Annotated in this window: 14 protein-coding genes and 1 pseudogene; 6 read left to right on the forward strand and 9 right to left on the reverse strand. The window is 69.9% G+C overall.

Translation table 11 applies throughout. The features are described from left to right. Nucleotides 1-11: 11 nt before the first annotated feature. Nucleotides 12-1,259 carry a styrene monooxygenase/indole monooxygenase family protein gene (locus ACFVFH_RS09030; protein WP_383765274.1) on the forward strand — a complete coding sequence of 416 codons (1,248 nt, stop codon included), beginning with the start codon at nt 12-14 and terminating at the stop codon, nt 1,257-1,259. Between the two features lie 71 nt (nt 1,260-1,330). Here ACFVFH_RS09030 and ACFVFH_RS09035 read toward each other — a convergent pair whose 3' ends face one another. Further along, nucleotides 1,331-2,515 carry an NlpC/P60 family protein gene (locus ACFVFH_RS09035; RefSeq protein ID WP_383765276.1) on the reverse strand — a complete coding sequence of 395 codons (1,185 nt, stop codon included), beginning with the start codon at nt 2,513-2,515 and terminating at the stop codon, nt 1,331-1,333. A gap of 673 nt (nt 2,516-3,188) precedes the next feature. On the opposite strand from ACFVFH_RS09035, the gene ACFVFH_RS09040 reads away from it, so the two are divergent. Next, the gene (locus ACFVFH_RS09040) at nt 3,189-10,850 is read left to right on the forward strand and encodes a polymorphic toxin-type HINT domain-containing protein (protein ID WP_383765278.1); all 7,662 of its coding nucleotides are present in this window, start codon (nt 3,189-3,191) and stop codon (nt 10,848-10,850) included. A gap of 8 nt (nt 10,851-10,858) precedes the next feature. Then, complete coding sequence (locus ACFVFH_RS09045) at nt 10,859-11,329, forward strand: hypothetical protein (RefSeq protein WP_383765280.1); 471 nt, start codon at nt 10,859-10,861, stop codon at nt 11,327-11,329. 99 nt (nt 11,330-11,428) lie between these two features. On the opposite strand, the pseudogene ACFVFH_RS09050 reads toward ACFVFH_RS09045, so the two are convergent. Further along, nucleotides 11,429-11,902 (reverse strand): annotated as a pseudogene (locus ACFVFH_RS09050) (tyrosine-type recombinase/integrase); the annotation flags it as partial. A gap of 468 nt (nt 11,903-12,370) precedes the next feature. Between ACFVFH_RS09050 and ACFVFH_RS09055 the strand changes: the two are divergent. Continuing rightward, a complete protein-coding gene (locus ACFVFH_RS09055) occupies nt 12,371-13,324 on the forward strand; it encodes a Dyp-type peroxidase (protein ID WP_383765282.1) in 954 nt (317 codons plus the stop codon). On the opposite strand, the gene ACFVFH_RS09060 is transcribed toward ACFVFH_RS09055, so the two are convergent. The 4 genes from ACFVFH_RS09060 to ACFVFH_RS09075 all read right to left on the reverse strand — a co-directional run bounded on the left by ACFVFH_RS09060 (nt 13,303) and on the right by ACFVFH_RS09075 (nt 18,936). Next, complete coding sequence (locus ACFVFH_RS09060) at nt 13,303-16,611, reverse strand: PQQ-binding-like beta-propeller repeat protein (RefSeq protein ID WP_383765284.1); 3,309 nt, start codon at nt 16,609-16,611, stop codon at nt 13,303-13,305. The two genes, ACFVFH_RS09055 and ACFVFH_RS09060, sit on opposite strands and share 22 nt — an antisense overlap. Nucleotides 16,612-16,744: 133 nt before the next feature. Next, nucleotides 16,745-17,011, reverse strand: a complete 267-nt coding sequence (locus ACFVFH_RS09065; RefSeq protein ID WP_383765286.1) for a hypothetical protein — start codon at nt 17,009-17,011, stop codon at nt 16,745-16,747. 203 nt (nt 17,012-17,214) lie between these two features. Next, on the reverse strand, nt 17,215-17,961 hold the full coding sequence (locus ACFVFH_RS09070) for a TetR/AcrR family transcriptional regulator (protein WP_383765288.1): 747 nt from the start codon (nt 17,959-17,961) through the stop codon (nt 17,215-17,217). A 39-nt stretch (nt 17,962-18,000) separates the two neighbouring features. After that, nucleotides 18,001-18,936 (reverse strand): diiron oxygenase, encoded by a 936-nt coding sequence (locus tag ACFVFH_RS09075; RefSeq protein WP_383765290.1) that lies wholly within the window; start codon nt 18,934-18,936, stop codon nt 18,001-18,003. A gap of 188 nt (nt 18,937-19,124) precedes the next feature. On the opposite strand from ACFVFH_RS09075, the gene ACFVFH_RS09080 reads away from it, so the two are divergent. Further along, on the forward strand, nt 19,125-20,234 hold the full coding sequence (locus tag ACFVFH_RS09080) for a ferritin-like domain-containing protein (protein ID WP_383765292.1): 1,110 nt from the start codon (nt 19,125-19,127) through the stop codon (nt 20,232-20,234). Between the two features lie 67 nt (nt 20,235-20,301). Continuing rightward, nucleotides 20,302-21,198 carry an ADP-ribosylglycohydrolase family protein gene (locus ACFVFH_RS09085; RefSeq protein ID WP_383765294.1) on the forward strand — a complete coding sequence of 299 codons (897 nt, stop codon included), beginning with the start codon at nt 20,302-20,304 and terminating at the stop codon, nt 21,196-21,198. A 45-nt stretch (nt 21,199-21,243) separates the two neighbouring features. Here the strand turns inward: ACFVFH_RS09085 and ACFVFH_RS09090 are convergent, their stop codons facing one another. From ACFVFH_RS09090 to ACFVFH_RS09100, 3 genes are all read right to left on the reverse strand, one after another. Then, complete coding sequence (locus tag ACFVFH_RS09090; RefSeq protein ID WP_383765602.1) at nt 21,244-22,293, reverse strand: amidase family protein; 1,050 nt, start codon at nt 22,291-22,293, stop codon at nt 21,244-21,246. A gap of 111 nt (nt 22,294-22,404) precedes the next feature. Next, the gene (locus ACFVFH_RS09095) at nt 22,405-23,862 is read right to left on the reverse strand and encodes a peptidoglycan D,D-transpeptidase FtsI family protein (RefSeq protein ID WP_383765296.1); all 1,458 of its coding nucleotides are present in this window, start codon (nt 23,860-23,862) and stop codon (nt 22,405-22,407) included. After that, nucleotides 23,859-25,238: an FtsW/RodA/SpoVE family cell cycle protein gene (locus ACFVFH_RS09100; protein ID WP_383765298.1), complete on the reverse strand. Its 1,380-nt coding sequence runs from the start codon at nt 25,236-25,238 to the stop codon at nt 23,859-23,861. The genes ACFVFH_RS09095 and ACFVFH_RS09100 overlap by 4 nt, the downstream gene beginning before the upstream one ends. Between the last annotated feature and the right edge of the window lie 111 nt (nt 25,239-25,349).

The raw sequence follows: 25,349 nt of genomic DNA on the forward strand, positions 1-25,349 counted from the left end.
GGAGAACCGCGATGCGGAAGATACTCATAGTCGGAGCCGGCCAGTCCGGGCTCCAGCTCGCCCTCGGACTTCAGTCCAGAGGGTACGAAGTCACCCTCATGTCCAACCGCACCGCCGACGAGATCCGCTCCGGCCGGGTCATGTCCACGCAGTGCATGTTCCACACGGCGCTCCAGCACGAGCGGGACTACCAGCTCAACTTCTGGGAGACCCAGGCCCCCCGCATCGAGGGCCTCGGCGTCTCCGTCGCCGCGCCGGACTCCTCGCGCGCCGTCGACTGGGTCGGCAAGCTGGACGGCTTCGCCCAGTCCGTGGACCAGCGCGTGAAGATGGCCGGCTGGATGGAGACGTTCGCCCAGCGCGGCGGACAGCTCGTCATCCACGGCGCGGCCGTCTCCGACCTGGACTACTTCTCCCGCACCTACGACCTGGTCATGGTCTCCGCGGGCAAGGGCGAGCTGGTCTCCATGTTCGGCCGGGACGCCTCCCGCTCGCCGTTCGACGCCCCGCAGCGCGCCCTGGCCGTCGCGTACGTCCACGGCATGGGCCCGCGCCCGGAGCACCCCGAGTTCGACGCGGTCCGCTGCAACCTGGTGCCGGGCGTCGGCGAGCTGTTCGTGATGCCGACGCTCACCACCTCCGGCCGCGCCGACATCCTCTTCTGGGAGGGCGTACCGGGCGGTCCGATCGACGCCTTCCAGGGCATCAAGGACCCCTCCGAGCACCTGGCGAAGACGCTGGAGCTCATGGAGCGGTTCACGCCGTGGGAGTACGCCCGCGCCACCAAGGTCGAACTGACCGACGCCAACGGCACCCTGTCGGGCCGCTACGCGCCGACCGTCCGCAAGCCGATCGGCCGGCTGCCCGGCGGCGGTCTGGTGCTCGGCGTCGCGGACGTCGTCGTCGCCAACGACCCGATCACCGGCCAGGGCTCCAACTCGGCCTCCAAGTGCGCCAACGCCTACCTGGACTCGATCATCGAGCACGGCGACCGGGAGTTCGACGCGGAGTGGATGCAGGCCACCTTCGACCGTTACTGGGACACCGCGCAGCACGTCGTGAAGTGGACCAACGCGATGCTGGGCGTCCCGCCGGAGCACGTACTGAACCTGATCGGCGCCGCCGGCCAGCTCCAGCCGGTCGCCAACCGCTTCGCCAACGGCTTCAACGACCCGGCGGACTTCGAGAACTTCTTCTTCGACCCGGAGAAGACCAACGCCTACCTCGCCGAGGTCTCGGGCGCGGCGCCGGCCGCCTGAGCGACGACGGAGGGGCCGGGACCGTCGGACATCCGACCGGACCCGGCCCCTCCGTCGTTCCCGAGCGCCGTCTACTTTCCGGAGCCGGCGGGGGCCGCCGACGACCCGTACCCCGAGTCCGAGCCGGCGGAGGCCCCCCGCGGAAGCCGCGGTGGCCGGTAGGTGGCGAGCGGTGGGCTCTGCGGGTCGGGCCGTACGGCGCCGAGCAGTGGATTCGACGCCAGCGGCGAGACCTTCACCCACGCGCCCGGCCGGGGCGCCTGCACCACCAGGCCGTTGCCGATGTACAGCGCCACGTGCGTGGCCCTCGGGAAGTAGATCACCAGGTCGCCCGGTCGCAGCGCGCCCACCGGAACCTTCCGCAGCTGCCGCCACTGCTCCTGCGACGTCCGCGGAATGACCCGGCCCGCCTTCGCCCAGGCCCGCGAGGTGAGCCCCGAGCAGTCGAACGAGTCCGGCCCCTGCGCGCCCCACACATACGGCTTGCCGACCTGCGCGATCGCATACCGGACCGCCCTGCCGCCCGCCGCGGACGGCGGCCGCGTCGAGGACAGCGCCCCCGAGGCGGCCAGAGCGCCCTGCGCCTTCTCGACGTCCCGCTGTTCGAGCCGGGACAGCTCGGTGAGCTGGGAGCCGGAGAGCGTGGCCAGCATCGACTCGACGTCCTTCAGCCGCGACCGGACCGTGTCCCGCTGCTTCTTCTGCCGCGTGGCCAGCACCTGCTGCCGGTGGAGCACCTTGCGGGAGTCGGCCGCCAGCTTGTCGGCGCGCTTCTCGGCACCGGTGAGCCGTTTCACCGCCGCCGCCCGCCCGGCCGCCGCCCGCTGGATCACATGCTCCTGGTCCAGGAGGTGCTCGGGGTCCCGGGACAGCAGCAGCCGCATGTACGCGGAGAAGTCGGACCGTCCCTGGTACTGCTCCCGGGCCAGCCGTCCGGCCTCGTCGCGGCTCTTGGCCAGCGCGGTCCGCGCGGTCACGAGGGCGGCGTCCAGCTTCTTCGACTGCGCCTTGCGCTTCTTCAGCTCCGAGGCGGTTCCGTTGTACGTCTCGGTGGCCTCCTCGGCCTGCTGGTACAACCGCCGCAGGTCCGACAGGAGCAGGGGAACACTCCGCTTCGCCCCCGCGGACGCCGCGGGCGCCTTCGCCGAGCCGCCTGCCGCGGGGTCCGGGGCCACGGGTGCGGCGGCCGCCGGCGAGGTCACGACGAGCGTGGCCAGGGAGGCGGCACAGACCGTACGCAAGACTCCGCCTGACACGACATCACCTCCGATGACGGGGCGATCATGGGACTACCCCAAGAGCGAGCGCAACGGGACAATACGGTCACTCGGTGTCGGGCGATGCAAGAACCGCGCGGCGCGGCGGGGGGTGGGTTCGCCCGGAAGGCCCCGGGCGGCTTCCGGCGGGCCGCATCGGACGGGCCGTCTGTGCGCCGGGTGCGGCGGCGCGGGGAGGTCGCTGGGTGTTCGAGGTTCGTCGGCGTCTGTCGCGGTGTCCGGGAGATCGAGCGGCATGGCTCGATTCGTTCGGTTGTGCGGGCAAGTTCCTGATCTCCGGCATGTGCATGACGGAATGTGTGTAGCTTGTGACGGTCTGCATGGGGAGTGCGGGCTTGGTGGTCATGTTGTGGCTCATGTGATCGTCCTGGGGGACGTGGTGCGCGTGCGCGGCGAACGGTTCGGGGTACGACTTTCCACACGCCTGCGGTCACTGACCGTCGGCGTCCTGGTGCTCGCGCTGGCGGCCGGCGCTGTCTCCGCGGAGGCGGCTCCGGACCCGTCCCGATCGCCTGTGCCGGGTCCTTCCACGTCAACCCGTTCCGAGGGAGCGCCATCGGAGGCCCCCGGCGTCCTGCCAAGTGGCAGCCCGTCCTCCGCCGCGCCGCCCTCGGCCCTTCCGGGGACGCTGCCGAACGCGAGCCACTCCCCTGTGGCGCGGTCCTCCGGGCCACAGCAGCCCAAGTCGACCAAGTCGAAAGCCACAGCCGCGACGGCCGACGGGCTCACGACCAACAACGCGGTGTATGCCTACGATGCGGCTGGGCGCCTGGTCGGGGTGAGCGACCCGGAAGGCGAGACAGCCCGCTACCGATATGACGCGGCAGGAAACCGGCTGGGGATCGACCAGTTCCCTACGAGCGACCTGTCGGTGCTCTCCCTGGTACCGGTCAGTGCGGCGACCGGCGAGACTGTGACGATTTCCGGCACGGGCTTCGCTACGACACCGACGGCGAACACCGTCACGTTCGGGACGGCGACGGCCGAAGTCGTGTCCGCCACCACAACTCGGCTCAAGGTCAAGGTGCCTGCAGGAGCGCCTGACGGACCTGTCTCGGTCACAATCGGCGGAAAGGCGGTTCGGTCCGCGGAGTCCTTCAGTCCTGCCACGCCAGCACCCTCAGTCAGCAAAATGGCTCCGACATCCGGAATGGTGGGTGCCGAAGTCGTCCTTACCGGATCAGGTTTCGCACCAGCCGTGTCGGATAACGTGGTCCGATTCGGCGGGGGAGTACTTGCCCAGGTCAAGTCCCGTACGGACAGTGCACTGACCGTGCTCGTGCCCGCAGGGGCTGCCACAGGGCTGATCGAGCTCACCACTCCGGCCGGCACCACCGCCAGTCCTTCGAGCTACCAGATCCTGCCGAGCGGCTCCGAGATCGAGTCGTCGAAGAAGACGTCGGTGACGGACGAGGCACCCCCGACGGTATCGGTGACGACACCGGGCAACCGTGCCGAGGTGCTGTTCGACGCCGATCAAGGCGACAACATCAGTTTCGGATTCACCGCATCGACGTTCGACGTGTCCGTTCCGGTGCAGCTCATAGCACCGACCGGAGAACAGGTCGGCACCGGATCGTTCTCCAAGCCTACGGGGGACTGGCAGGTCAGAGACCTGCCAGTGGTGGGACGCTACACCCTGATGCTGACCCCTGGTTCGAACAACATCGGTGCGGTGACCGTGACGGTCTCGAAGACCAAGACCGGTGCCGTCGACCCGATAGGGCCTGCCACCGACGTGATGCTGACCAGGGCCGGCCAGAAGGCGCTGCTCACCATCGACGCTCAGCTCGGGCAGTCGCTGAACGTGGGCGTAGACGCAGCAGCCATGACCGCGTCCGTCAACACGCGGCTGTATTCACCATCCGGCAAACAACTGGACCTTCTCTACACCTCAGCCAAAGGGAAAGCCTCATCGGTTATCGCATCACTGACCGAGTCCGGCCGGTACCTGTTGTCCGTCGAACCCGATCGGGCCGGAACCGGAACGGTCCGGATCACCGGATCCCACCCCATCCAGGCAGGCGAGCTGAGCTCCACCGGACCAGAGGTCGCTCTCCCGATCGGCAGGCCGGGACAGAGCGGCACCGCCACCTTCGCTGCTCAGGCGGGGCAGCGCATCTCGCTGGGTGTCACTGCGGGCAACTTCCCTTCTTTCAACGTGCTGGAGGTCCGAGGTCCGGCCGGGGAACTCATCGGCAGTAAGTTCACGGTTTCGGCCAATTCGCGCCTGCAGTGGGACAGTCCACAGCTCCCGAGCACTGGAACCTACACACTCACCACCAAACCGGATGGGCTCGGAACCGGGACGATCACGCTGCTTCTGTCGACCCCCGTCGCCGTGGGAGCCGTCTCCGTCGGAGGTCCCGCAGTCTCCGTCGACATCCAGCGCTTCGGGCAGGACGCAGAAGCGACATTCGAGGCTGAAGCCGGCGACGACGTGGCACTGGGCATCACCAGCAACACCTTCACCACCGCCGTCAACATCACGGTGACTGCCCCGTCGGGGCTGAAGGTCGTCAGCGCACAGTACGTGGCCCCCGGAGCTGCCGGCACGGTAGGATTGTCCGATCTGCCTGAATCCGGCATCTACCGGATTACCATTGCCCCGAACCTGGGCGGGACCGGAACCCTTCAACTCACGCTGTCATCGGATGTCACCGCAAGCCTGCAGCCTGACGGAGCCTCGGTACAGGCGTCCCTCTCACGGGTCGGCCAACGACTCCGCGTCGAGTTCACCGCGCCGGACGCGGTCTCCCTGGGCTTCGCTGTCACAGCGAACACCGTCACTCAGGGCATGGATGTGCGTCTGATCGGACCGGAAGGTGGTAATGGCAGCTCCGTAGGAATGGTGCCCGCCGCCGCGTCCGCGGCCAACTATCTCTCAGGGCTGATTCCGGGAGCCAAGTACGTCCTGCTCCTCGCCCCCGGTGGCGCAGCAACCGGCGCCATGACTCTGTGGCTCTCGAAGCCCACCCTCGCACCCCTCTCCGAGTCCGCCCCGAGCGCGACCGCCGAGATCACCCGGCCAGGGCAGCAGATTGCGCTGGTCATAACGGCCGCGGCAGGCGACGGAGCTGCTGTCGCCTTCACCGGCACCACACTCACCGAGGCTGCTCAAGTCGTACATCAGGCGCCAGGTGCCATCACCAGCACATACCTCACGTCGATATCCAAGACGCCGTCGGACGCCGATCTCCTCGCCCCCTTGGCAGCTGGCACCCACTACGTATTCGTTCGGCCCAATAAACCCGCGACGGGCAGCACCACCGCCACACTTGTACCGGATGCCGACGGAGGCATCCTTCAGGCCGACGGGCAGAAGCATCCGGCAAACATCACCCTGGCCAGCCAGAACGCGCATTACACCTTCACCGCAACCAAAGGTGACAAACTCACACTCGCTCTCGACGCCCCACCACATTCCTACTGGACTCTGTACGTCTACGGCCCGGACGGCAAATCACTGGTCAACGGCCGGTACATGCCCAACACAACCCTGACGACCGACCTGCCGGCACTCACGGCCACCGGTACCCATACCCTCGTCGTAGAGCCGGGATCGATGGAGACCGGCACCTACAACCTTGGTCTCAAGCCAACCGGTACCACCATCGCACCCGCCTCCGCTTCGGCCCAGGAGAACAAGCCCGCAGAACCGGAGACTGCGACCAGAACCGTCCCTTCCGGCAAGGATGCCTGGCAGCCCGTCAAGGCCCAACTGGCAGGACGGGACTGGATCACTGCGCGGGGCAGAGCGCCCAAGGCCCCACCGGCCCTGCGGGCCCCGGTCGGCTCCACTGCCATGACCGGGCATGTACTGCGACTCGACGGCACACCTCTGTCCGAGGTCACCGTGACCATCGGCCGGAAGACAGCCCGCACCGACAGTCATGGCAGGTTCCTGCTCGCCGGGATCAGTCCCGAGGCCACGACCTTGGTGGTCGACGGGGCCGGTGCGAACACAAGGAAGCGAAGCTACGGCCGGTTCGACATCCACATCCGCCCCAAGAGCGGCGCCACCGCTGACCTCGGGTTCCCGATATGGATGACACCGCTGGACACCAAGCACGCTGTGCAATTCTCTGCCCCGGCCAAGGCCGAGATCGTACTGAAGACCCCCAAGATCCCCGGCCTTGAGGTGCGGATACCCAAGGGCTCCGTGGTCCGGGACGACAAGGGCAAGCCGGTCACCGAACTCGGGATCTCGGCCATCCCGATCGACCGGCCGCCCTTCCCGCTCCCGAAGAACAGCGTGGTGCCCGTCTACTTCACCGTCCAGCCGGGCGGAACGTACGTCTTCCCCAAGGGCGCGCAGGTCGTCTACCCCAACTACACACACGAAGCCCCGGGCACCCGTGTCGAGTTCATGGACTACGATCCGAAAAAGAAGGGCTGGCACGTCTACGGGCATGGCGAAGTCTCTGCGGACGGCCGCCAGGTCGTGCCTGATGCCAAGACCCGCGTCTGGTCCTTCCACGGCGCCATGTTCAACATAGGCAGTCTGGTTCCCTGGGACACATCCTGGCTGGGTGACGTCATCGACTGGCTTTCCGGGGACCCCGTCGATCTCACGACCGGCATGCTCACGGACTCCCGCACCGACCTGGCCGTATCCGACCCGCGGGGCTCGGCCGAGATCACCCGCACCTACTGGCAGGGTGACACCCATAAGCGCGCCTTCGGCATCGGCCGCGATCTCCCGTACAACGCCTTCTTCCACTCCGAGAAACAATGGCAGGAAGTCGACCTCTATCTGCCGGGCGGCAACAAGGTCCACTTCACCAGGACATCACCGGGCACAGGAGTATCCGACGCGGTCTTCGAACCCCTGGACACGCCGGCCGGGTTCCGCGGCTCAAAGATCATCAACAATGGTGATGGCGAGTGGGAGCTGAGGTTCCGTGACGGAACCGTATGGGTCTTCCCGCACTACTCGCCGCTAAAGGAAATCCGCGACCGGCACGGCAACGCCGTCAAACTGACCCGACTGGCCGGCAACAAGGGCGAGATCACCCGTATCACGACACCAGGGGGCCACTGGATCTCCCTCGCCTACGACACCGAGCACCGGGTGAAGACGACCACCGACAACACCGGCCGTACCACCTCCTACACATACGACAGCGCGGACCGGCTGAGCACGGTGACGGACCCGGCCGACAAGGTCACCCGCTACACCTACGACGGCTCCTCGAACCGGATCCTGACGGCGAAGGACGCCCGCGACATCACGTACATGACCAACTCGTTCTATCCGGACGGGCGGGTCAAGGAGCAGATCCTCACCGAAGGCGCGAAGTACTCCTTCGCCTACACCCGGACGGACACCGGTCGGATCACCTCCACCGAGGTGACGCAGCCGGGCGGCGCGATACGCCGGGTCGAGTTCGACGCGGCCGGGTACGGCGTCCTGGACGTCGCCGCCCGCGGAACGTCCCTCGAACGCAGGACCCAGTACATCCGGGGACCGAACCACCGCATCGACGCGGTCGTCGACCCGTACGGCCGGCGCACCGAGCTGACCTACGACGCCAACGGCCATGTGACCCGGTCCGTCGAGCAGGCCGGTACCGCCGACGCCCGTTCCTCGGGCACGGCGACCTTCGACGGCCCCTTCGACCAGCCCAGCAGGGCGAGCGACCCGCTGGGCAACGAGACCGTCTTCGGCTACGACGCCCAGGGGAACCTGCGGACGGTCACCGACCCGGAAAACCGCACGTCCACTTTCGCCTACGCGCCGGACGGGCAGCTCACCTCCGTCACCGACAATGCCGACGCGGTCACGGAGTTCACCTACCGCAACGGTGACCTGGTCTCCGTCAAGGACGCCGAGGGCAGGGTGTCGAGCCAGTTCACCGACGCCGCCGGACGGGTGTCCGCACTCACCGACACGGCCGGGTCGCTCACCACCGTCGTCTACGACAAGCTCAACCAGCCCCGCAAGGCCACCGATCCCCTCGGCCGGTCGACGGGCTTCGACTACGACGAGAACGGCAACCTCACCACCCTCACCGATGCCCGTAACAACAAGGTCGGCTGGGAGTACGACGACGCGGACCGCCCCAGGACGGCCACCGACGCCATGGGTGCCCAGGCCACGTTCGAGTACGACGCGGCCGGACTGCTCAAGAAGGCGACCAGCCGTTCCGGGAAGATCGCGCTCGCCACCTACGACCTCCTGGGGCGGGCCAAGACCGCCCAGTACGGCGTCGACATCGCAGGCCAGGCCGAATCCAGTGTCAGTTACGACTACGACGGCCACGACCTGCTCAAGCAGATCAGCGACAGTCAGGCCGGCAACCAGTCCTTCACCTACGACAGTTACGACCGGCCCAAGACGGTGACCGGTCCCACCGGCACCGTCAGCTACGACTACGACGCGGCCGACCGCCGCAGGACGATGACCGCGGGCGGCCAGACGACCGGCTACGGCTTCGACACGTCCGGCATCCTCACCTCCATCACGTCGGGCACCCAGGACATCGGGTTCGAGCTGGACGCGGTGGGCCGGGAGAAGACCGCCACGATGCCCGGCGGCATCACCCGCACCACCGGCTACGACAAGACCGGCACCATCACATCCATCGCCTACGCCCGGGGCACCAGCAATATCGGCGACCTCCACTACACCCGCGACGAACGGGCCCTGCAGACCGGCCTGACCGGCTCCCTCGCGAACGTCGCCCTGCCGGCCGCCGAGACGGGCTCCGTCTTCGGCAAGGACAACCGGCTCACCACCTTCAACGGCCGCTCCTTCACCTACGACGCGGACGGCCGGCTCAAGACGGACGGCATCCGCGACTACACCTGGAACGCACGCGGCCAGCTCTCCGGCCTGACCAAGGCCGGGCAGAGCAGCAGCTTCGGATACGACGCCCTGGGCACCCGCAGCACCAGGACCGTCGGCGGGACGACGAACAAGTTCCTCACCGACGGCAGCAACCCGCTGGTCGAACAGAACGGCACGGGCGACACCACCGCGACCGTGGCCAGCTCCGGCCTGGACGAATTCCTCACCCGCACCGAGAACGGCGCCACCCAGATCTACCTGACCGACGCACTCGGATCGGTGATCGGCCTCGCTGACAGCGACGGCACCATCGCCACGAAATACACCTACGACCCCAACGGCCAGCCCACCGTCTCCGGAGCCGTCTCCTCCAACCCGTACACCTTCACCGGCCGCGAGAACGACGGCACCGGCCTGCTCTACTACCGCGACCGCTACTACGACCCCGAAACCGGCCGCTTCATCTCCCAGGACCCCATCGGCCAGGCGGGCGGCACCAACCTCTACCAGTACGCCCTGTCCTCACCCACCACCTACACCGACCCCACCGGCGACAACCCCATGATCGCCGCCTGCGCCGTCGGCGGGCTCATGGACGGCGGCATCGACTGGGCGTTCCAGCGCCTCTCCGGCCGCAAGGTCAACTGGGGGCAAGTCGGCAACGCCGCCCTGACCGGCTGCATGATGGGCATGGCCGGCGAAGCCCTGAGCGCCTTCATGGCAGCCAGAGGCACCATGCGCGCCGGGAGCTGTCTGACCCACAACAGCTTCACCGCAGACACCCCCGTGCTGATGGCGGACGGCACGCGCAAGCCGATCAAGGACATCAGGACCGGCGACAAGGTCCTCGCCACCAACCCGGAAACCGGCGAAACCGGCCCCCGTACGGTCACCGCCCTCATCGAGGGGAACGGCGACAAACAACTCGTCGACCTCACCATCGACACCGGCCGGGCTCAGAACACGAAGAACAACCGCATCACCGCCACCGAGGGCCACGCGTTCTGGGTGCCCGCGCTGCACCAGTGGGTAGAGGCAGGAAGTCTCAAGGCCGGGCAATGGCTGCAAACGAGCGCCGGCACCTGGGTCCAGATCACCGCTATCAAGCACCGGGCCCAGTCAACGAAGGTCTACAACCTCACCGTTGATGACCTGCATACGTACTATGTGCTGGCGGGTAAGACTCCGGTACTGGTCCACAATGCAAACTGCATTGTAGGAACCCGGCAGTTTGACCATGCTTGGGACCAGCATTCACCTGGAGGGGCTTACCATAAGGCCGGAAAGGTGGAGAATGTATTTGCCGATGGCATCGACAAGGCCCGATTCCGAGGGATGGTGGATGAGGCGATCAAGAACGGGACGCAAGTTCCTAGGTCTAAGTCCGACCCTCGCGGCGGATATTACATCGACTACGATTTCGGCGATGTGGAAGTCGGTGCGATGGGCCAGAACGGCATGAGAATAGCAGTTGATGATGCGGGGAACTTCGTCACCGCGATGCCGAAGTTTATGTACTAGGGGACGAAGTGATCTCGTTTGCATTCCTACCTCGCACCGAAGATCCATCCTGGGATGCCGACGGCCTGTCGGGACTCTCAGCTCGCACGCTAACGGCCGATGGCCTGACTTTTCACTACTTCAGTTCCGACGTAGTGATCGGCGATGGGTGCAACGAGGTTCAATTGAGGACGCCTGGCCTCCCCGTCGTGGACTTTGTCCTGATGCTTGTTCAGCTGTGCCGCGAAGTCGTATCTTCCGGTGCGTCAGTTGTGGAATCCTCGCAAACTCAGGATTCAATTACAGCTGTGATGGCAGGAGGCGCGGTGGAGCTCTCCTATAGCTTTTCCGATGTGGTTTCAACTGTCTCTCTGTGCGATTTGAAGGAAGCCCCGGATATGGCTCTTCAGTCGGCCTTTGAGGTGCTTTTTTCCGCTCATGGCGACTTGAGGTTTAACAAGTATCTAATCGAACTTGCTGACCTCGTCCGATCGAACTGATCGGATTTCTCGCCTTTCAGGAGAGCTGAAAGCGGGAGCCCCACCGAGCACAGCTCGGTGGGGCTCCCGTGTCGTTTGACGGCAACGGTGACGGCAACGTCAGCGGACGACGGCCACGGCAGATGGATCGTCGTTGCCGACGTCGGCTCGGCTGAGGGCGGTGCCGAGGGTGTCGATGGCTTGGCGTTGGAGTCGGAGGCGTACGTGGGCGTAGACGCCGGCGGTGACGCCGATGTGGGCGTGGCCGAGGAGTTTCTTGATGACGATGAGGTCCACGCCCTGCTCCAGGAGAAGGGTCGCGGTTGAGTGCCGGAGGTCGTGGAAGCGGATGCGGCGGAGTCTGGCCCGGTCGAGGAAGCTACGGAAGCGACGGGTGAGGTTGGCAGGGTCGAGAGGTCCACCGGTCGGCGTGGTGAAGACCAGGCCACTGCCCTTCCAGTCCGAGCCGACAGCCTGGCGCTCCATGTCCTGCCGCTTCTTGTGTTCCTTGAGGGAGTGGAGGCATTCGGTGGGGCGGGCGATTCGGCGTTCGGACGCGCGGGTTTTGGTGGGCAGTGGAAAAATACCGACAGTGAGACTGTTCGCTTGATGGTCAACGCCTCGATGTGATGCGGACGCGAGGCTGTTCCGCGTGAACGAGCGGCCAACCCAGAAAGTTTGTAGGGCTGCACGCCGCGATTTTCGTTCGTTTGCTGTGAATGTTTTCCGAAGGCTCTCACTCATGGCGTCAGGCTGTATTTCGTCTATGTGGATGGCCGGTTCCGCAGCCTTGGAGGAGGATTTTCCGTGAAGAGAGTCTTTGTCGTATCTTCCGAATCTCTCGCCGGTAGCGGGTAGGATTTGCGCACTCAAAGTCGGCCCTGGGACGGGGATGTGGGCGTGAGAACCAGAAGAGGCGTATTGCTGGGCGCGACCGTGGTGGCTGTGGGAGGGGCAAGTGTGATCGCGACGAATGCCTCGCCCTTCCGGAGGCCACCGGGTGATTCCACGCGCTCATCGGCTGCTCTGCGAGGCTTGCTGCCTGCCGCTTGTGCGCGTGTCATGGCCCTGGATCTGGCTGGTGATCTGGCGGGTCGCCGGAAGCCCGCAGAGTTGAAGGCTGCTCTGGCCCGGGTGCAGCGGTCGGTTGCGGCGGTTGACAGGGGCGGTGTCGATGCCTGGCTCGCGTTGGGAAGCCGTATTTTTGACGGAGGGGTGCCGGGAGGGGCGCAACGTCCTCGCCGACTGAGGGCGATGCCACCCTCTGCCGGGGATCTGCTCGACCCGGAACAGTCGCATGGCGACGTGCTCGTACAGGTGACCGGGGCCGACAAGAGAGCTGTGCGGGAGGCTGCCGAGCGCGTGGTGGGGCGGGCCGCCGGGTGGCGTGTGCGGTGGCGGGTCGACGGGTTCCGGGACGAGAACCGGGTCGAGGACGGCAAGGGGCTTTCCCGTAATCCGTTTCATTTCACCGAAGGGTTCGGGAACCCCGGCACCGAGCGCGAGGTGGTCGATCGGGCCGTTGTGCGCAGGGGCCAGGGCGAGCCCGACTGGGCCGTGGGCGGCAGCTATCAGGTGGTACGGATCGTGCGGTTCGCGACCGAGTTGTGGGACAAGGATTCCGTCCGCGAGCAGGAGCGCATCATCGGGCGGCGGCGGGACGGCCGTTGGCTCGACGGTACTCCGGTCGGCGAGCAGCCCGGCTTCGCCGCCGACCCCGACGGCAGGGCCACGCCGCTCGATTCACATGTGCGGCGTGCCGCCCCCGATCGGCGCAACCCGCCGCCCCTGGTGCGCCGCAGCTACAACTACGACCGGGGCAGCGGCGACAGGGGGCTGGTCTTCTCCTGCTTCCAACGGGACCTGGCCACCGGGTTCGAGGCCGTACAGAAGCGTCTGGAGGGGGAGGCCATGGCCAAGTACGTCCTCACCACCGGCGGCGGGTACTTCTTCGTGCCGCCGCCCGGGGACGCCTGGATCGACGGGCTGTTCGCTCAGGCGACCGGGAACGCGTAGAAGATCCGGTCGCGTTGTACGACGGCCGTACGGCCGGTCGTCAGGACCCGGTACGGGGCGGTGACCGTGGGGCCCTTCGGGTCCTGGGCGCCGATGTCCTGGAACTTCCACAGTCGCCGCCCGTCCTCGGCGGCGAACGCGGTGACCTGGGAGCCGTCCGAGGCCAGCAGGGTGCGGCCGGTCGTGCTGAGGGTGACGGCGGGCGCGGCGGTGGTGATCGCCGCCTCCGTCGAGCGGCGCCAGCGCAGTCGGCCGGTCTCCCGTTCGACCGCGCCCACCTCCTGGTTGCGGTTGGTGGTGTGGAGTACGGCTCCGGTGGCGACGGGTGTCCCGTACGGGCTGTCGCCGGTGCCGTTCAGGGTCCATTTCGGCTTTCCGCCCGGGGTCTCGAAGGCCCGGAGATCGTCGCCCACCGCCGCGTACAACAGGCCCCGGTCGTCGCCCATGACCGCCGCGTCCGGGGCGACCGTGCCGAACTGCTTGGTCCACAGCGCCTTGCCGGTGCTGCGGTCGAAGCTCCGGAAGACCGCCTTGCCCTTGGCGTCCCGGACGTCGCCCGGGGTGAGGGTGGCCGGGCTCTGGCGTATCACCAGGTCGTCCTGGCGGACCGCGATCAGCCGGTGGACGGGGGTGCCGGGGCCGCGTCCGGCGGGGACGGGGGCACGCCACAGCTGCTCGCGCCGCACCAGGTCGTAGGCGAAGAGATAGGCCCTGACGACCTGCTTGTCCTTGCCGCGCTTCTTGCCCTTCTTCGGCGGCGGGGCCTTGACAGTGGCCTTCTCGGAGCCGGTGAACCAGATCACCGGCCCGGAGGCGCCGACGAACTCCGGTGCCGACAGCTTCGGCGTGCCGGGGGACAGGTCCGCGTGCGCCACCCGGTGCACGGTCTTCCCGTCCTTCGGCGAGAGCCAGAGGAACCCGGAGGGCGTGGCGACGAAGCAGAGGTCCTTGCCGACGGGGAGGGCGGTCTGCCCTTCGGCGGCGTCCGCGTTCTGCCAGGTCCGGCGTCCGGTGCGCAGGTCCACTGCGGTCGCGCCGGTCTTGGTGGTGAGGACCAGCAGCCGGTCGTTCCAGACGGCGGCGGTGAGCGGGGCCGGTTCCGCCGCCGGGTGCGTGTACACCCAGCGGGGCTGTGGCGGGAGCCCCGCGATGGTGGGGCCGCTGTGGTCCGGCGTCGGCTCGGGGGCGTCCGTGTCCCCGTCGCCACCGCCCAGGGCGAGTACTCCGCCGCCGCCGACTACCAGCCCGGCGGCTCCGGCGGCGAGCCCGATCAGCAGCGTGCGCCGGTCCATGGCGGGGGAGGAGGAGGTGGTGCTGATGCTGGTGCGGCGCGAGGGTATCGGGAGCGGGAGAGGGGCTACCGGGACCATGGGTGGGGGTACGGCCGGTACCCCGCCGGGCATTCCGGCGGACGGGACGGCGGAAGGGGCGGCGGAAGGGCCGACCGGGAGGGCCGGGGTGGGGCCGCCCGGCAGGGCTGGGGCGAGTCCGCCGGGCCGGGCCGGGGTGGGGCCTGCGGGGAGTGCTGGTGTGGTGCCGGGCGGGAGGGCCGGGGTGGCTGCGGCGGGGCGTCCGGTGAGTTCCTGCGGGACGGACAGTTGGGTCGTCGGCCGGTCGGCCCTCGGCGCGTGGCGCCCGATGGCCCCGAGCTGGGCGGTCTGCGTATCCGGAGTCGGGGTGGGGGCCTGAGTCGGGACCGGGACCGGGGACGGGGACGGGGACGGGGCCGAGTCCGTGGCCGGGGTGGGAGCCTGAGTCGGGACCCTGGCCGGGGTGGGTTCGGTGGCGGATGCGTCCGCCGCCTCGCCCACGGCCTCGGCCGCCTCACCGGCCGCCGTGGCGGTTCCTGCGTTTGCGCCAGCCGTCGTCCCACCCGCCGTGCCAGCCCCGGTGTCCCGCTCGGCCCTCGCGCTAGCCGCCGCGCTGGTTCCGTCCTCTGCCTCGGCCGCCTCACCGGCCGCCGTGGCGGTTCCTGCGTTTGCCTCGGCCGTCGTCCCACCCGCCGTGCCAGCCCCGGTGTCCCGCTCGGCCCTCGCGCCGGCCGCCGCGCTGGTTCCGTCCTCTGCCTCGGCCGTCGTCCCGCCCGCCGTGCCAGCCCCGGTGTCCCGCTCGGCCCTCGCGCCGGCCGCCGCGCTGGTTCCGTCCTCTGCCTCGGCCGCCTCACCGGCCGCCGTGGCGGTTCCTGCGTTTGCCCCGGCCGTCGTCCCACCCGCCGTGCCAGCCCCGGTGTCCCGCTCGGCCCTCGCGCCGGCCGCCGCGCTGGCTCCGTCCTCGGCCTCGCCCGTCGTCCCACCCGCCCTGTCGGCTCCGGCCTCCGCCTCGGCCGTGGCACCGCTCTCCGTCCTGCCCTCCGCGTCGTCCGGGGCCTCGGGCAGTGCACCCGCCGTGACCGTGGCCCGCGCGCGTACTCCCTGCTCCGCCAGCGCGGCGGCCAGTGCCTCCGGCAGCCAGCCGTCCCTCGCCAGGCCCGCCGCGCCCTCCAGGGCCAGTTCGGCCGCCACGGTCCCGGCGGTCGGGCGGTCGGCCGGGGACTTCTCCAGGCAGCGGGCGATCAGGTCGCGCAACTCCTCGGGGACCGCGCCGAGTTCGGGGGCCGTGCGGGCGATCCGCTCGGCGCCCTCGGCGGCCGGGCCGTCGGCGAGCGGGGTCGTGCCGGTCGCCGCGTACGCCAGCAGCAGGCCCAGTACGAAAAGGTCGGAGGGCGGTCCGGGTTCCTCGCCCGCCACCTGCTCCGGGGTGAGATAGCCGAGCCGCACCGACAGCTGGCCGCCGGGCCGGGCCTCAGCGGCGGCCGCGGCGCCCAGCGGGCCGAACGCGGTGAGCCGCGGTCCGTCCTCGGCGAGCAGCACCGTGCCGGGAGCCAGGCCCTGGAGCACGGCTCCGGTGGCGTGCACCCGGGAGAGGGTCTCGGCGAGGCCCGCGCCCAGGATCCGTACGGTCCGTTCGGGGAGCGGTCCGGTGGCGTCGATCGCCTCGGCGAGCGTCAGCGCCGGTACATACGCGGTGGCCGTCCACGGCAGTTCCTCGTCACCGGCTGCCCCCGGGCCGCCCAGCTGCGGCTGGACCCAGCCGCCGGTCAGCCGGTCCGCGGTGCGGGCCTCCGCCTGGAAACGGCGCCGGAACGCGGGCAGCACGGCGAGTTCGGGGCGGGCGGCGGTGAGCACCACCGCGTCCTCGGAGGCCGCGTCGCGCGCGAGGTACTGCACGCTGCCGGCGGTCCCGCGCAGCCGTGCGAGCACGGTGTACGGGCCGAAGCGGCGTGGATCGTCCTGACGCAGCGCCTCCATGGCGCACCCCCTCGCTGACCGTGCCTGGGCACCAGAGCGTCGATCTTAGACCGGCCGCCCGCACCCCATCGGGCCCCGTGCGCGCGGAGCCGATGGGCGACCCCCGTCCGGCGGGAGGTCACCCGACAGCCTCTCAGTCCGGCGTGGACCAGGGCCACTTGGGGCGGTGCCGCTCCCGGCCCTCGGGGGCGTACTCGTACACCCAGCCGCGCGGGAGCCCCAGCCGCCTGGAGTGGCCGGCCGGCACCCTGCGGTACGCGTACACGGTGGCGGGTCCGCCGTCGGCGGACGGTACCGGGACCTCGTACCACTTGGGCGGATGGCCGGTCGGGCCGACGAGGACGGGCAGTACCCGCCCGTCCAGGGGTCCGCCGGTGAAGGCGGTGTTCTCGCTTCGCACCGTCCCAGTCTGACCGATCAGCCGTCCTGGGGCCTGTCTTCGCACTGCGGTCGTCCGGCCGGAGGCCGGGCCGTGCGGCGTCCGGTGCGTGCGATCGCAAGGCGGAGGGTCGCCCCGATGCGTCCAGCATCGGGGCGCCCCCGGCAACGCGGCGAGTGTGCGTGCCGGGCGTCGCACGGCAGACGGCAGTGTGAAGACAGGGCCTAGGGCAGCAGGTGGGCCGCCTCGCCGAGCACCGGGACCAGCAGCTGCGCCAGCCGTCCGGCCGGGCCCGCGGCGGTCTCCAGCGGCAGCAGCGCGGCCACCGCCGACGCGGTCTCCGCGTCCGTCGCCGCGGTGGCGGCCAGCAGCACCATCAGCTGGTCGACCAGCCAGTCGCGCAGTTCGGCCGCGGCGGGCTGCTTCCCCTCGTCCAGCCAGATCAGGGACGCCGCCTCGACGGCCGCGATCCAGGTGCGCACCATCATCCGCAGCCTCGGGCCGGGCTCCTCGCCGCCCCTGCCCAGATGGAGCAGGATCTGTTCGGCCGCCGCGCGCCGCACCTCGTCGACGATCGCCGAAGTACGGGAGGTCTCGACGACGCAGCCACCGCGCAGCAGCGCGCTGAACCCGGTGTCGTGCTCGTCGACGAAGGCGAGATAGCGGTCAAGCACCCGGGTCACCCGCTCGGTGGGCGGCCCCTCCGGCGGCTCGCCGAAGCACAGGATCAGCTGCTCGGCGGCGGACCTGAGCGCCGCCTCGTACAACTGCTGCCGCCCGCCGGGGAAGTAGCGGTAGACCAGCGGACGGGACACCCCGGCGACCGTCGCGACCTCGTCGAGCGAGACCTCGTCGGGGGCCCGGTGGGCGAAGAGGGTGAGGGCCGCGCCGAGGAGCTGGGCGCGGCGCTCCTCGACGCCGAGCCTTCGGTACGCGCGAGTCGGCGGCGCGGTGGCGGCAGCAGGGGTCATGTGCCGAAGCCTACGGGCTGGGCCCCGCACCCGCGCCGGTCAGGCCAGCAGGCCGGAGCGCTTCCACAGCCTGCGTCCCACCCCGTTCAACACCCCGATGTCGTCGAAGAAGTCCGTCAGCCGCTTCGCGCCCGACTGCATGACCTCCGCCCGATGGCCGCTCGCCTTCACCTGGGCGACCGCCTCGTGACGGTCCAGGCCGACGTTCTCGTACACCTGCGGGTTGATGAAGCAGACGGAGAAGACGCGGGCCGCCTCGCCGCTGCTCAGCCGGGTCAGCTCGCGCTCCCAGCGCGGGGCGGTCACCATCTGGCGGCGCAGCTCCTCGCGGGCGTAGCGGACGTGCCGCGCCTCCTCGACGACATGGATGCGGGTCACACCCCGCACCAGCGTCTGGACGCGCTCGTCCGGGAAGGTCAGCCGCTGCATCCAGTCGAGGATCTCCTCGCCGAGCAGGGTCGCGGCGAACGAGCCGGGGGTGGTGGAGACGGTCTTCAGCACCCGTGCGAGGTTGTGATAGACGCGCGGTACGGGGTAGTCGGGCGAGCCGCCCCACTTGATCATGCGGCCGAACATCATCGAGTGCCGGCACTCGTCGGCTATCTCGGTGAGCGCGTAGCGGACGTGATTGCTGGTCACCGGACGGTCGTAGATGTGCCGCACCAGCAGCTGCATCAGGATGATCTCGAACCAGATGCCCAGCGACGCGAGCGATGCCGCCTCGTGCCGGGACAGGTCGATCCGCTGCTCCTCGGACATCTTCCGCCACAGCGGGGTGTCGTAGAGCGAGACGAGCTCGGGCGGCCAGAACCACTTGCCGTGCTCGATCGGCGCGTCCCAGTCGAGTTCCGTGTCCGGGTCGAAGGAGTGCTTGGCGGAGGAGTCGAGCAGCCGCTCGGCGATCTGCTCGCGGTCCCGGAGCGGGCCGAGTGCGTCGCGGAGCAGCTGGACGTCGCGTTCGGTCACTGGGGTCATGCTGGGGGCACCTCGCACATGGAGTTACCGGGGGTTACCGGCGGTCACTTCTTATGAGACTCCTCGTCAGTAAGACCGTCAATCCCTTGCGCGCGACTTGTTGACCCGGCGTCTACCAACGTGTGAACCTGCCAACTGGCGCAACTGCCGAGGGAATTGCCGAAACGTGCCAGGCGAAGGAGCCGTCCGTGTCGACCCACGACCTCTACACCACCGCCCCCGAAGCGCCTCTGTGGCAGGTACCCGCCACCGGCGCCGCCCGCTTCAGCTGGGACTACGACGACGGCCGCGAACGCCTGCTCGCCCTCTACCAGAAGGGCAAGGACAAGCAGTGGGACGGCAACAAGCGCATCGACTGGTCCCTGGAGGTCGACCCCGCCGACCCGCTCGGCACCCCCGACGAGGCCCTCACCCTGTACGGCACCCCGCACTGGGCCAAGATGACCGAGAAGGACCGGGGCGAGCTGCGCAAGCACTACACCTCCTGGCAGTTCAGCCAGTTCCTCCACGGTGAGCAGGGCGCCATGGTCTGCGCGGCCAGGATCGTGGAGTCCGTCCCGGACCTGGACGCCAAGTTCTACTCCGCGACCCAGACCATGGACGAGGCCCGGCACGCGGAGATATACGGCCGCTTCCTGCACGAGAAGGTCGGGATGCTCTACCCGATCAACGACAACCTCCAGGGGCTCCTCGGCGACACCCTGCGCGACTCCCGCTGGGACATGCCCTACCTCGGTATGCAGGTCCTCATAGAAGGGCTCGCCCTGGCCGCGTTCGGGATGATCCGCGACACCACGACCAAGCCGCTTCCCAAGCAGATCCTCGCCTACGTCATGCAGGACGAGGCCCGGCACGTCGCGTTCGGGCGGATGGCGCTGCGCGACTACTACAAGCAGCTGAGCGATGCCGAACTGCGCGAGCGCGAGGAGTTCGTCATCGAGGGCTGCTATCTGATGCGGGACCGGCTCAGCGGTGTCGAGGTGCTGGAGAACTTCGGCATCGGCAAGCAGGAGGCCAAGGACCTCTCCGAGCACTCGGAGTTCCTCCAGCTCTTCCGCAAGCTGCTGTTCAGCCGGATAGTGCCGTGCGTCAAGGACATCGGGCTGTGGGGCGAACGCCTCCAGAAGGCCTACGTCGACATGGGCGTCTTCGACCTCGGCGACTCCAACCTGGACCTGCTCATGGCCCAGGACGAGGAGGTGGCCGAACAGCTCGACCGGGACCGCTTCGAGGCGGAGGAACAGGCCAGGGTCGCGGAGGTCGAGGAGGCCATCGCCCAGGGCGCGCCGGGGGAGTGAGGCGAGCGGCCCGGTCGCGGGCGCGCACCGGTGTACGCCGTCGGCCGATACGGGAAGTATGACGGGCATGACGACTCCGATGCCGCCCCTCGCCGCAGACCCCGCAGCCGCCCGCCGCAGTCTCGAAGGGCTGGCCCTGGGCGATGCGTTCGGCGAGCGGTGGTTTCCGCTCTTCCGTGAGCCCGGCCTGGCGTTCGACGAGATCAGGGCACGCCGGACGCCCGAGGAGCCGGTCTGGCCCTGGACCGACGACACCGCTCTCGCGCGCGCCCTGCACCGCGTCCTCGACGAGCACGGGCGGGTCGAACAGGACCGTCTCGCGCTCTGCTTCGCTCTCGCCTTCGAGGCGGACCAGGCACGTGGATACGGCCACGGCATGCACGTGCTGCTGCCCGAACTGCTGACCCGGCCCGCCGACTGGCGCACCCTGGCCCCCGAGCTCTTCGAGGGCGGCAGCCTGGGCAACGGCGCCGCGATGCGCGTCGCGCCGCTCGGTGCCCGCTTCCACCAGGACATCGGGCTCGCCGCCGAGCAGGCCGCGTTGCAGGCGGCCGTCACCCACGCACACCCGGAGGGCATCGCGGGCGCGGTGGCGGTGGCGGTCGCGGCGGCGCTCTCCGTCCGTGGCGCGCTCACCCTGGCGGCGGTCGCCGACGGGACCCCGGAAGGGCTCGTACGCGACGGGCTGCTCCGGGCCGCGGACGTCCCCTTCACCACCGAACCCCGGCAGGCGGCCGAGCTGCTGGGCAGCGGGCGGCGGATCCGCGCGGACGACACGGTCCCGTTCGCGCTGTGGACGGCGGCCCGTCACCCGGACGACCTGGAGGCGGCGCTCTGGGCGACGGCCGAGGGCCTCGGTGACGTCGATACGACCTGCGCCATCACCGGCGGCGTCGTCGGCGCGGCCACCGGGGTGGACGGCGCGCCCGCGCAGTGGCTGCGACGCCGCGAGCCGCTGGACTGAGACCGGTCGTCCCCGGGGCGGACGCCCGCGCCTGCCCCGCCCCGCTCACAGTCGCTCGGTGGGCAGTGCGTCCTCGACCGCGCGGGCCATGGCGAGCAGCCGCGCATCGGCGCCGTGCTCCGCGACCAGCTGGAGCCCGACCGGGCAGCCGTCCGCCGTGAATCCGGCGGGCACGCTGGCGGCGGGATGCCCGCTCAGGTTGAACGCCCAGGTCAGCGCGGTCGAGAACAGCCCGCCCGGACCGAAGTGGCCGTGCGGGCGGTTGGGGGTGGCCGGGGTGAGGAGCAGCGGGGTACGGGCGAACAGCGCGTCGAGCGCGGTGTCGTTCGCGCGCCGGATCTCCTCGGCGGCCGGCGTCGGCGATCCGCCCCGGACCGCCAGCCACGCCTCGCGCGGGTCGAGCAGCTCGCACCCACGGTCCACGAGCCGCACCGTTCCGGCCGCCACCAGCCGCCCCACCGCGCGCCGAACGACCGCCGCGACCTCCGGGTCGACCTCCGCGAACCCCAGGTCGGGGCTGTAGACGGCCGGCAGGGGGAGGGCGGGCGGCACCGGCTCGTACGTGTCCAGGACGGAGCGCAGATACGATTCGGCGTCGGCGGCCGACCGGGTCAGTACCCCGGCGGAGGCCAGCCCCGTGCGGTCGGGGGAGGGCAGCAGGCCGTTGGTCGTCTTCAGCCCGAACACCCCGCACCACGCCGCCGGAATCCGTACCGACCCCGCCCCGTCGCTGCCCGTGGCCAGTCCCACGAGACCGGCCGCGACGGCGGCCGCCGAGCCCGCTGAGGAGCCGCCCGGGGTGCGGTCGGGGCGCCAGGGGTTGACCGTCGGACCGTGCGCGCCCAGCCCCCACGTCTGCCAGTACGTACCGGGTCCGGGCACCGAGGTCGCGCCGACCGGGACCCCGCCCGCCGCGATCAGCCGCCGGGCCGCCCAGGAGCGGATGCCGGCGGGTCCCTTGACCGCGAACGGCAGCCCGGCCAGCGGGAGTCCACCGGCCCGCCCGGCGTCGGCGAGCGCCCGCTCGGGCCACACCTCGACGAAGGCGCTCAGCCGGGGGTCCTCGCGCCCGATGCGTTCCAGCGCCCGGCCCACCTCGCCCGCCTTGCCTGCCCGGCCCACCTCGCCCGCCTTGCCTGCCCGGCCCGCCTTGCCTGCCCGGCCCGCCTCGTTCACCCCGCCCGCCCCGCCCGCTCCGGCCATCCCTCAGCCCTTCAACGCCGCTGCCATGACGGCACGGGCGATCGGTGCCGCGCTGCCGCCGCCGCTGATGTCCGCCCGGTTCGCCGCCGCGTCCTCGACGACCACGGCGACCGCGACGGCGGGCTGCGCCGCGCGGGGCTGCTGGGCCCAGGAGATGAACCAGGCGTACGGCCTGCCCGAGTTGTCGATGCCGTGCTGTGCCGTGCCGGTCTTGCCGCCGACCGTGACCCCGTCGATCGCGGCGTTGGATCCCGTACCGTTCTCCACCACGTCGACCATCATCCTCCGCAGCTGCATCGCCGTGCGCGGGTTCATCGCCTGGTGGTAGCTGCGGGTGCCGTCCTGATGGACCGTCGAACCGCCACGCGTGGTCGTACGGTCCACCAGATGCGGGTACTTGAGGTCGCCGCCGTTGGCCACGGCGGACGCCACCATCGCCATCTGGAGCGGGGTCGCCGTGGTGTCGAACTGCCCGATCGACGACAGCGCCAGCTGGTCCTTGGTCATCGAGGTGTCGAAGTTGCTCTTCGCCACCCCCGAGGGGATGCCCAGCCCGGTGTCGTTGAAGCCGAACTTCCGCACCGCGTCCACCATGCCGTCGAGCCCGACCCGCACCCCCAGGTCCGCCATCACCGTGTTGCACGATACCCGGATCGCCTCGGCGAGCGAGGCGTTGTCGCAGCCCCGTGCCTCGTTGGGCAGCGTGGTCGACGTACCGGGCAGCACGTACGGGGACGGGGTGCCGGTGTCCTCGTCCGGGTCGGTGACGACATTCGCGTCGAGCGCCGCGGCCGCCGTCACGATCTTGAACGTGGAACCCGGCGGATAGGTCTGCCGGATCGCCCGGTTGAGCATGGGCTGGCTCTTCGACGCGTTCAGCCGCGCCCAGGCGTCGGTGACGGACGAACCGGTGCCCGAGAGCTGCCCGGGGTCGTACGAGGGGGCGGAGACCAGCGCCAGGATCTTCCCGGTGGACGGTTCGACGGCGGCGACCGCGCCCCGCCTGCCGCCCAGTCCCTCGTAGGCGGCGCGCTGCACCGAGTCCTTGACGGTCGTCACGACGTTGCCGCCGGGCTGTCGGCTCCGGGTGATCTCGTTCCACAGCGGGAACGGCGAGAGCATCGGGTCGGTGCCGGAGAGGACCCCGTCCTCGGCGTTCTCGATCAGGGTCGTGCCGTACGTCTGCGAGGCGTAGCCCGTCACCGGCGCGTACAGCGGGCCGTTGGTGTACGTCCGCTCGTACGCGAGCTGCTCGCCGGTGTTCTTCGAACCGGTCACGGAGGCGCCGCCGACCATGATGTTGCCGCGCGGCTGGTCGTAACGGGCGATCGTGAGGCGGCGGTTGGCGGGGTTGTTGTCCAGGCTGTCGGCGTCGAAGACCTGGATGCGGGCGGCGTTCAGCAGCAGCGCCACCAGCAGGACCAGACAGAGCGCGGCGGCCCTGCGGATGTAGCGGATCACCGTTCGTCCTCCACCATCGGCGCGATGATCCCGGTCTCCACCTGGCCGGGGTGCGGTCTGCGGGCCTGGTCGCTGACCCGGATCAGCAGTGCCACGATGATCCAGTTGGTGACGACGGACGAGCCGCCCTGGGCCAGGAACGGCATCGCCATGCCGGTCAGCGGGATCAGCCCCATCACCCCGCCCGCGATCACGAAGACCTGGAGCGCCAGGATCGAGGCGAGACCGATCGAGAGCAGCCGTCCGAAGGGGTCGCGCAGGGCGAGCCCGGCCCGGTAGCCGCGGGCCACCAGCAGCGCGTACAGCAGGAAGACCGCGGTCAGCCCGGCCAGCCCGAGCTCCTCGCCCGCCGTCGCCAGGATGAAGTCGGACTTGGCGGCGAAGCCGATGAGGATGGAGTGGCCGAGGCCGAGCCCCGTGCCGAGCATCCCGCCCGCGGCGAACGCGAACAGCGACTGGGCCAGCTGGCCGGGGCCCCGACCGGCGTCGATGGAGGCGAACGGGTCGAGCCAGTCCTGGACCCGGCTGTGCACATGCGGTTCGAAGGAGCCGACGACGAACGCGCCGACCGCGGCGAGCAGCAGGCCGACCGCGATCCACCCGGTCCGGCCGGTCGCCACGTACAGCATGATCACGAAGAGGCCGAAGAAGAGCAGCGAGGTGCCCAGATCGCGTTCCAGGACCAGCACGCCGACGCTGAGCAGCCAGATCGCCACGATCGGGCCGAGCACCCGCCCGGTGGGCAGCTGGAGCTTCCAGAACCGGCGGCCGGTGTAGGCGAGCGCGTTGCGGTTGGCGGCGAGGTACGCGGCGAAGAACACGGCGAGCAGGATCTTGGCGAACTCGCCGGGCTGGAAGGAGAATCCGCCGACCCGGATCCAGATCTTGGCGCCGTTCACCGCCGGGAAGAAGATCGGCACGATCATCAGGACCAGCGCGGTGGCGACCGAGAGGTATGCGTACCGCTGGAGCACCCGGTGGTCGCGCAGCAGGACGACCACCGCGATGAACAGCGCGACGCCGAGCGTGGACCAGACCAGCTGGGTGGGGGCGGCCTGGTCCTTTGGGGTCTCCAGGTCGAGCCGGTAGATCAGCACCAGACCGAGCCCGTTGAGCAGGACGGCGATGGGCAGCAGCAGCGGATCGGCGTACGGGGCGCGGAAGCGGACCGCGAGATGGGCGAGGAGGGCGAGCAGCCCGAGGCCCGCCCCGTAGCCCGCCACATCGGGCGGGACCGCGTCGTTCTTGGCCAGGCCGACGGCGGCGTAGCCGTAGACCGGGACGAGGACGGCCCCGATGAGGAGCAGCAGCTCGACTCCGCGCCGCTTGGGCAGGCGTAGATCGGGCGGGGGTGCGTCCGCCGTCGTTGCGGTCATGCCAGGCAACGTAGCAAGAGCTGGTGTGTATTTCCCTTATGTCGTAGCAGGTATGTCCGAGAGGGCAGGGTCGGACGTCCGGTGGGCGCCCCGTGCCGGAGCGCCGGACGG

It is taken from the genome of Streptomyces sp. NPDC057697, from assembly GCF_042799335.1.
GTDB lineage: Bacteria > Actinomycetota > Actinomycetes > Streptomycetales > Streptomycetaceae > Streptomyces.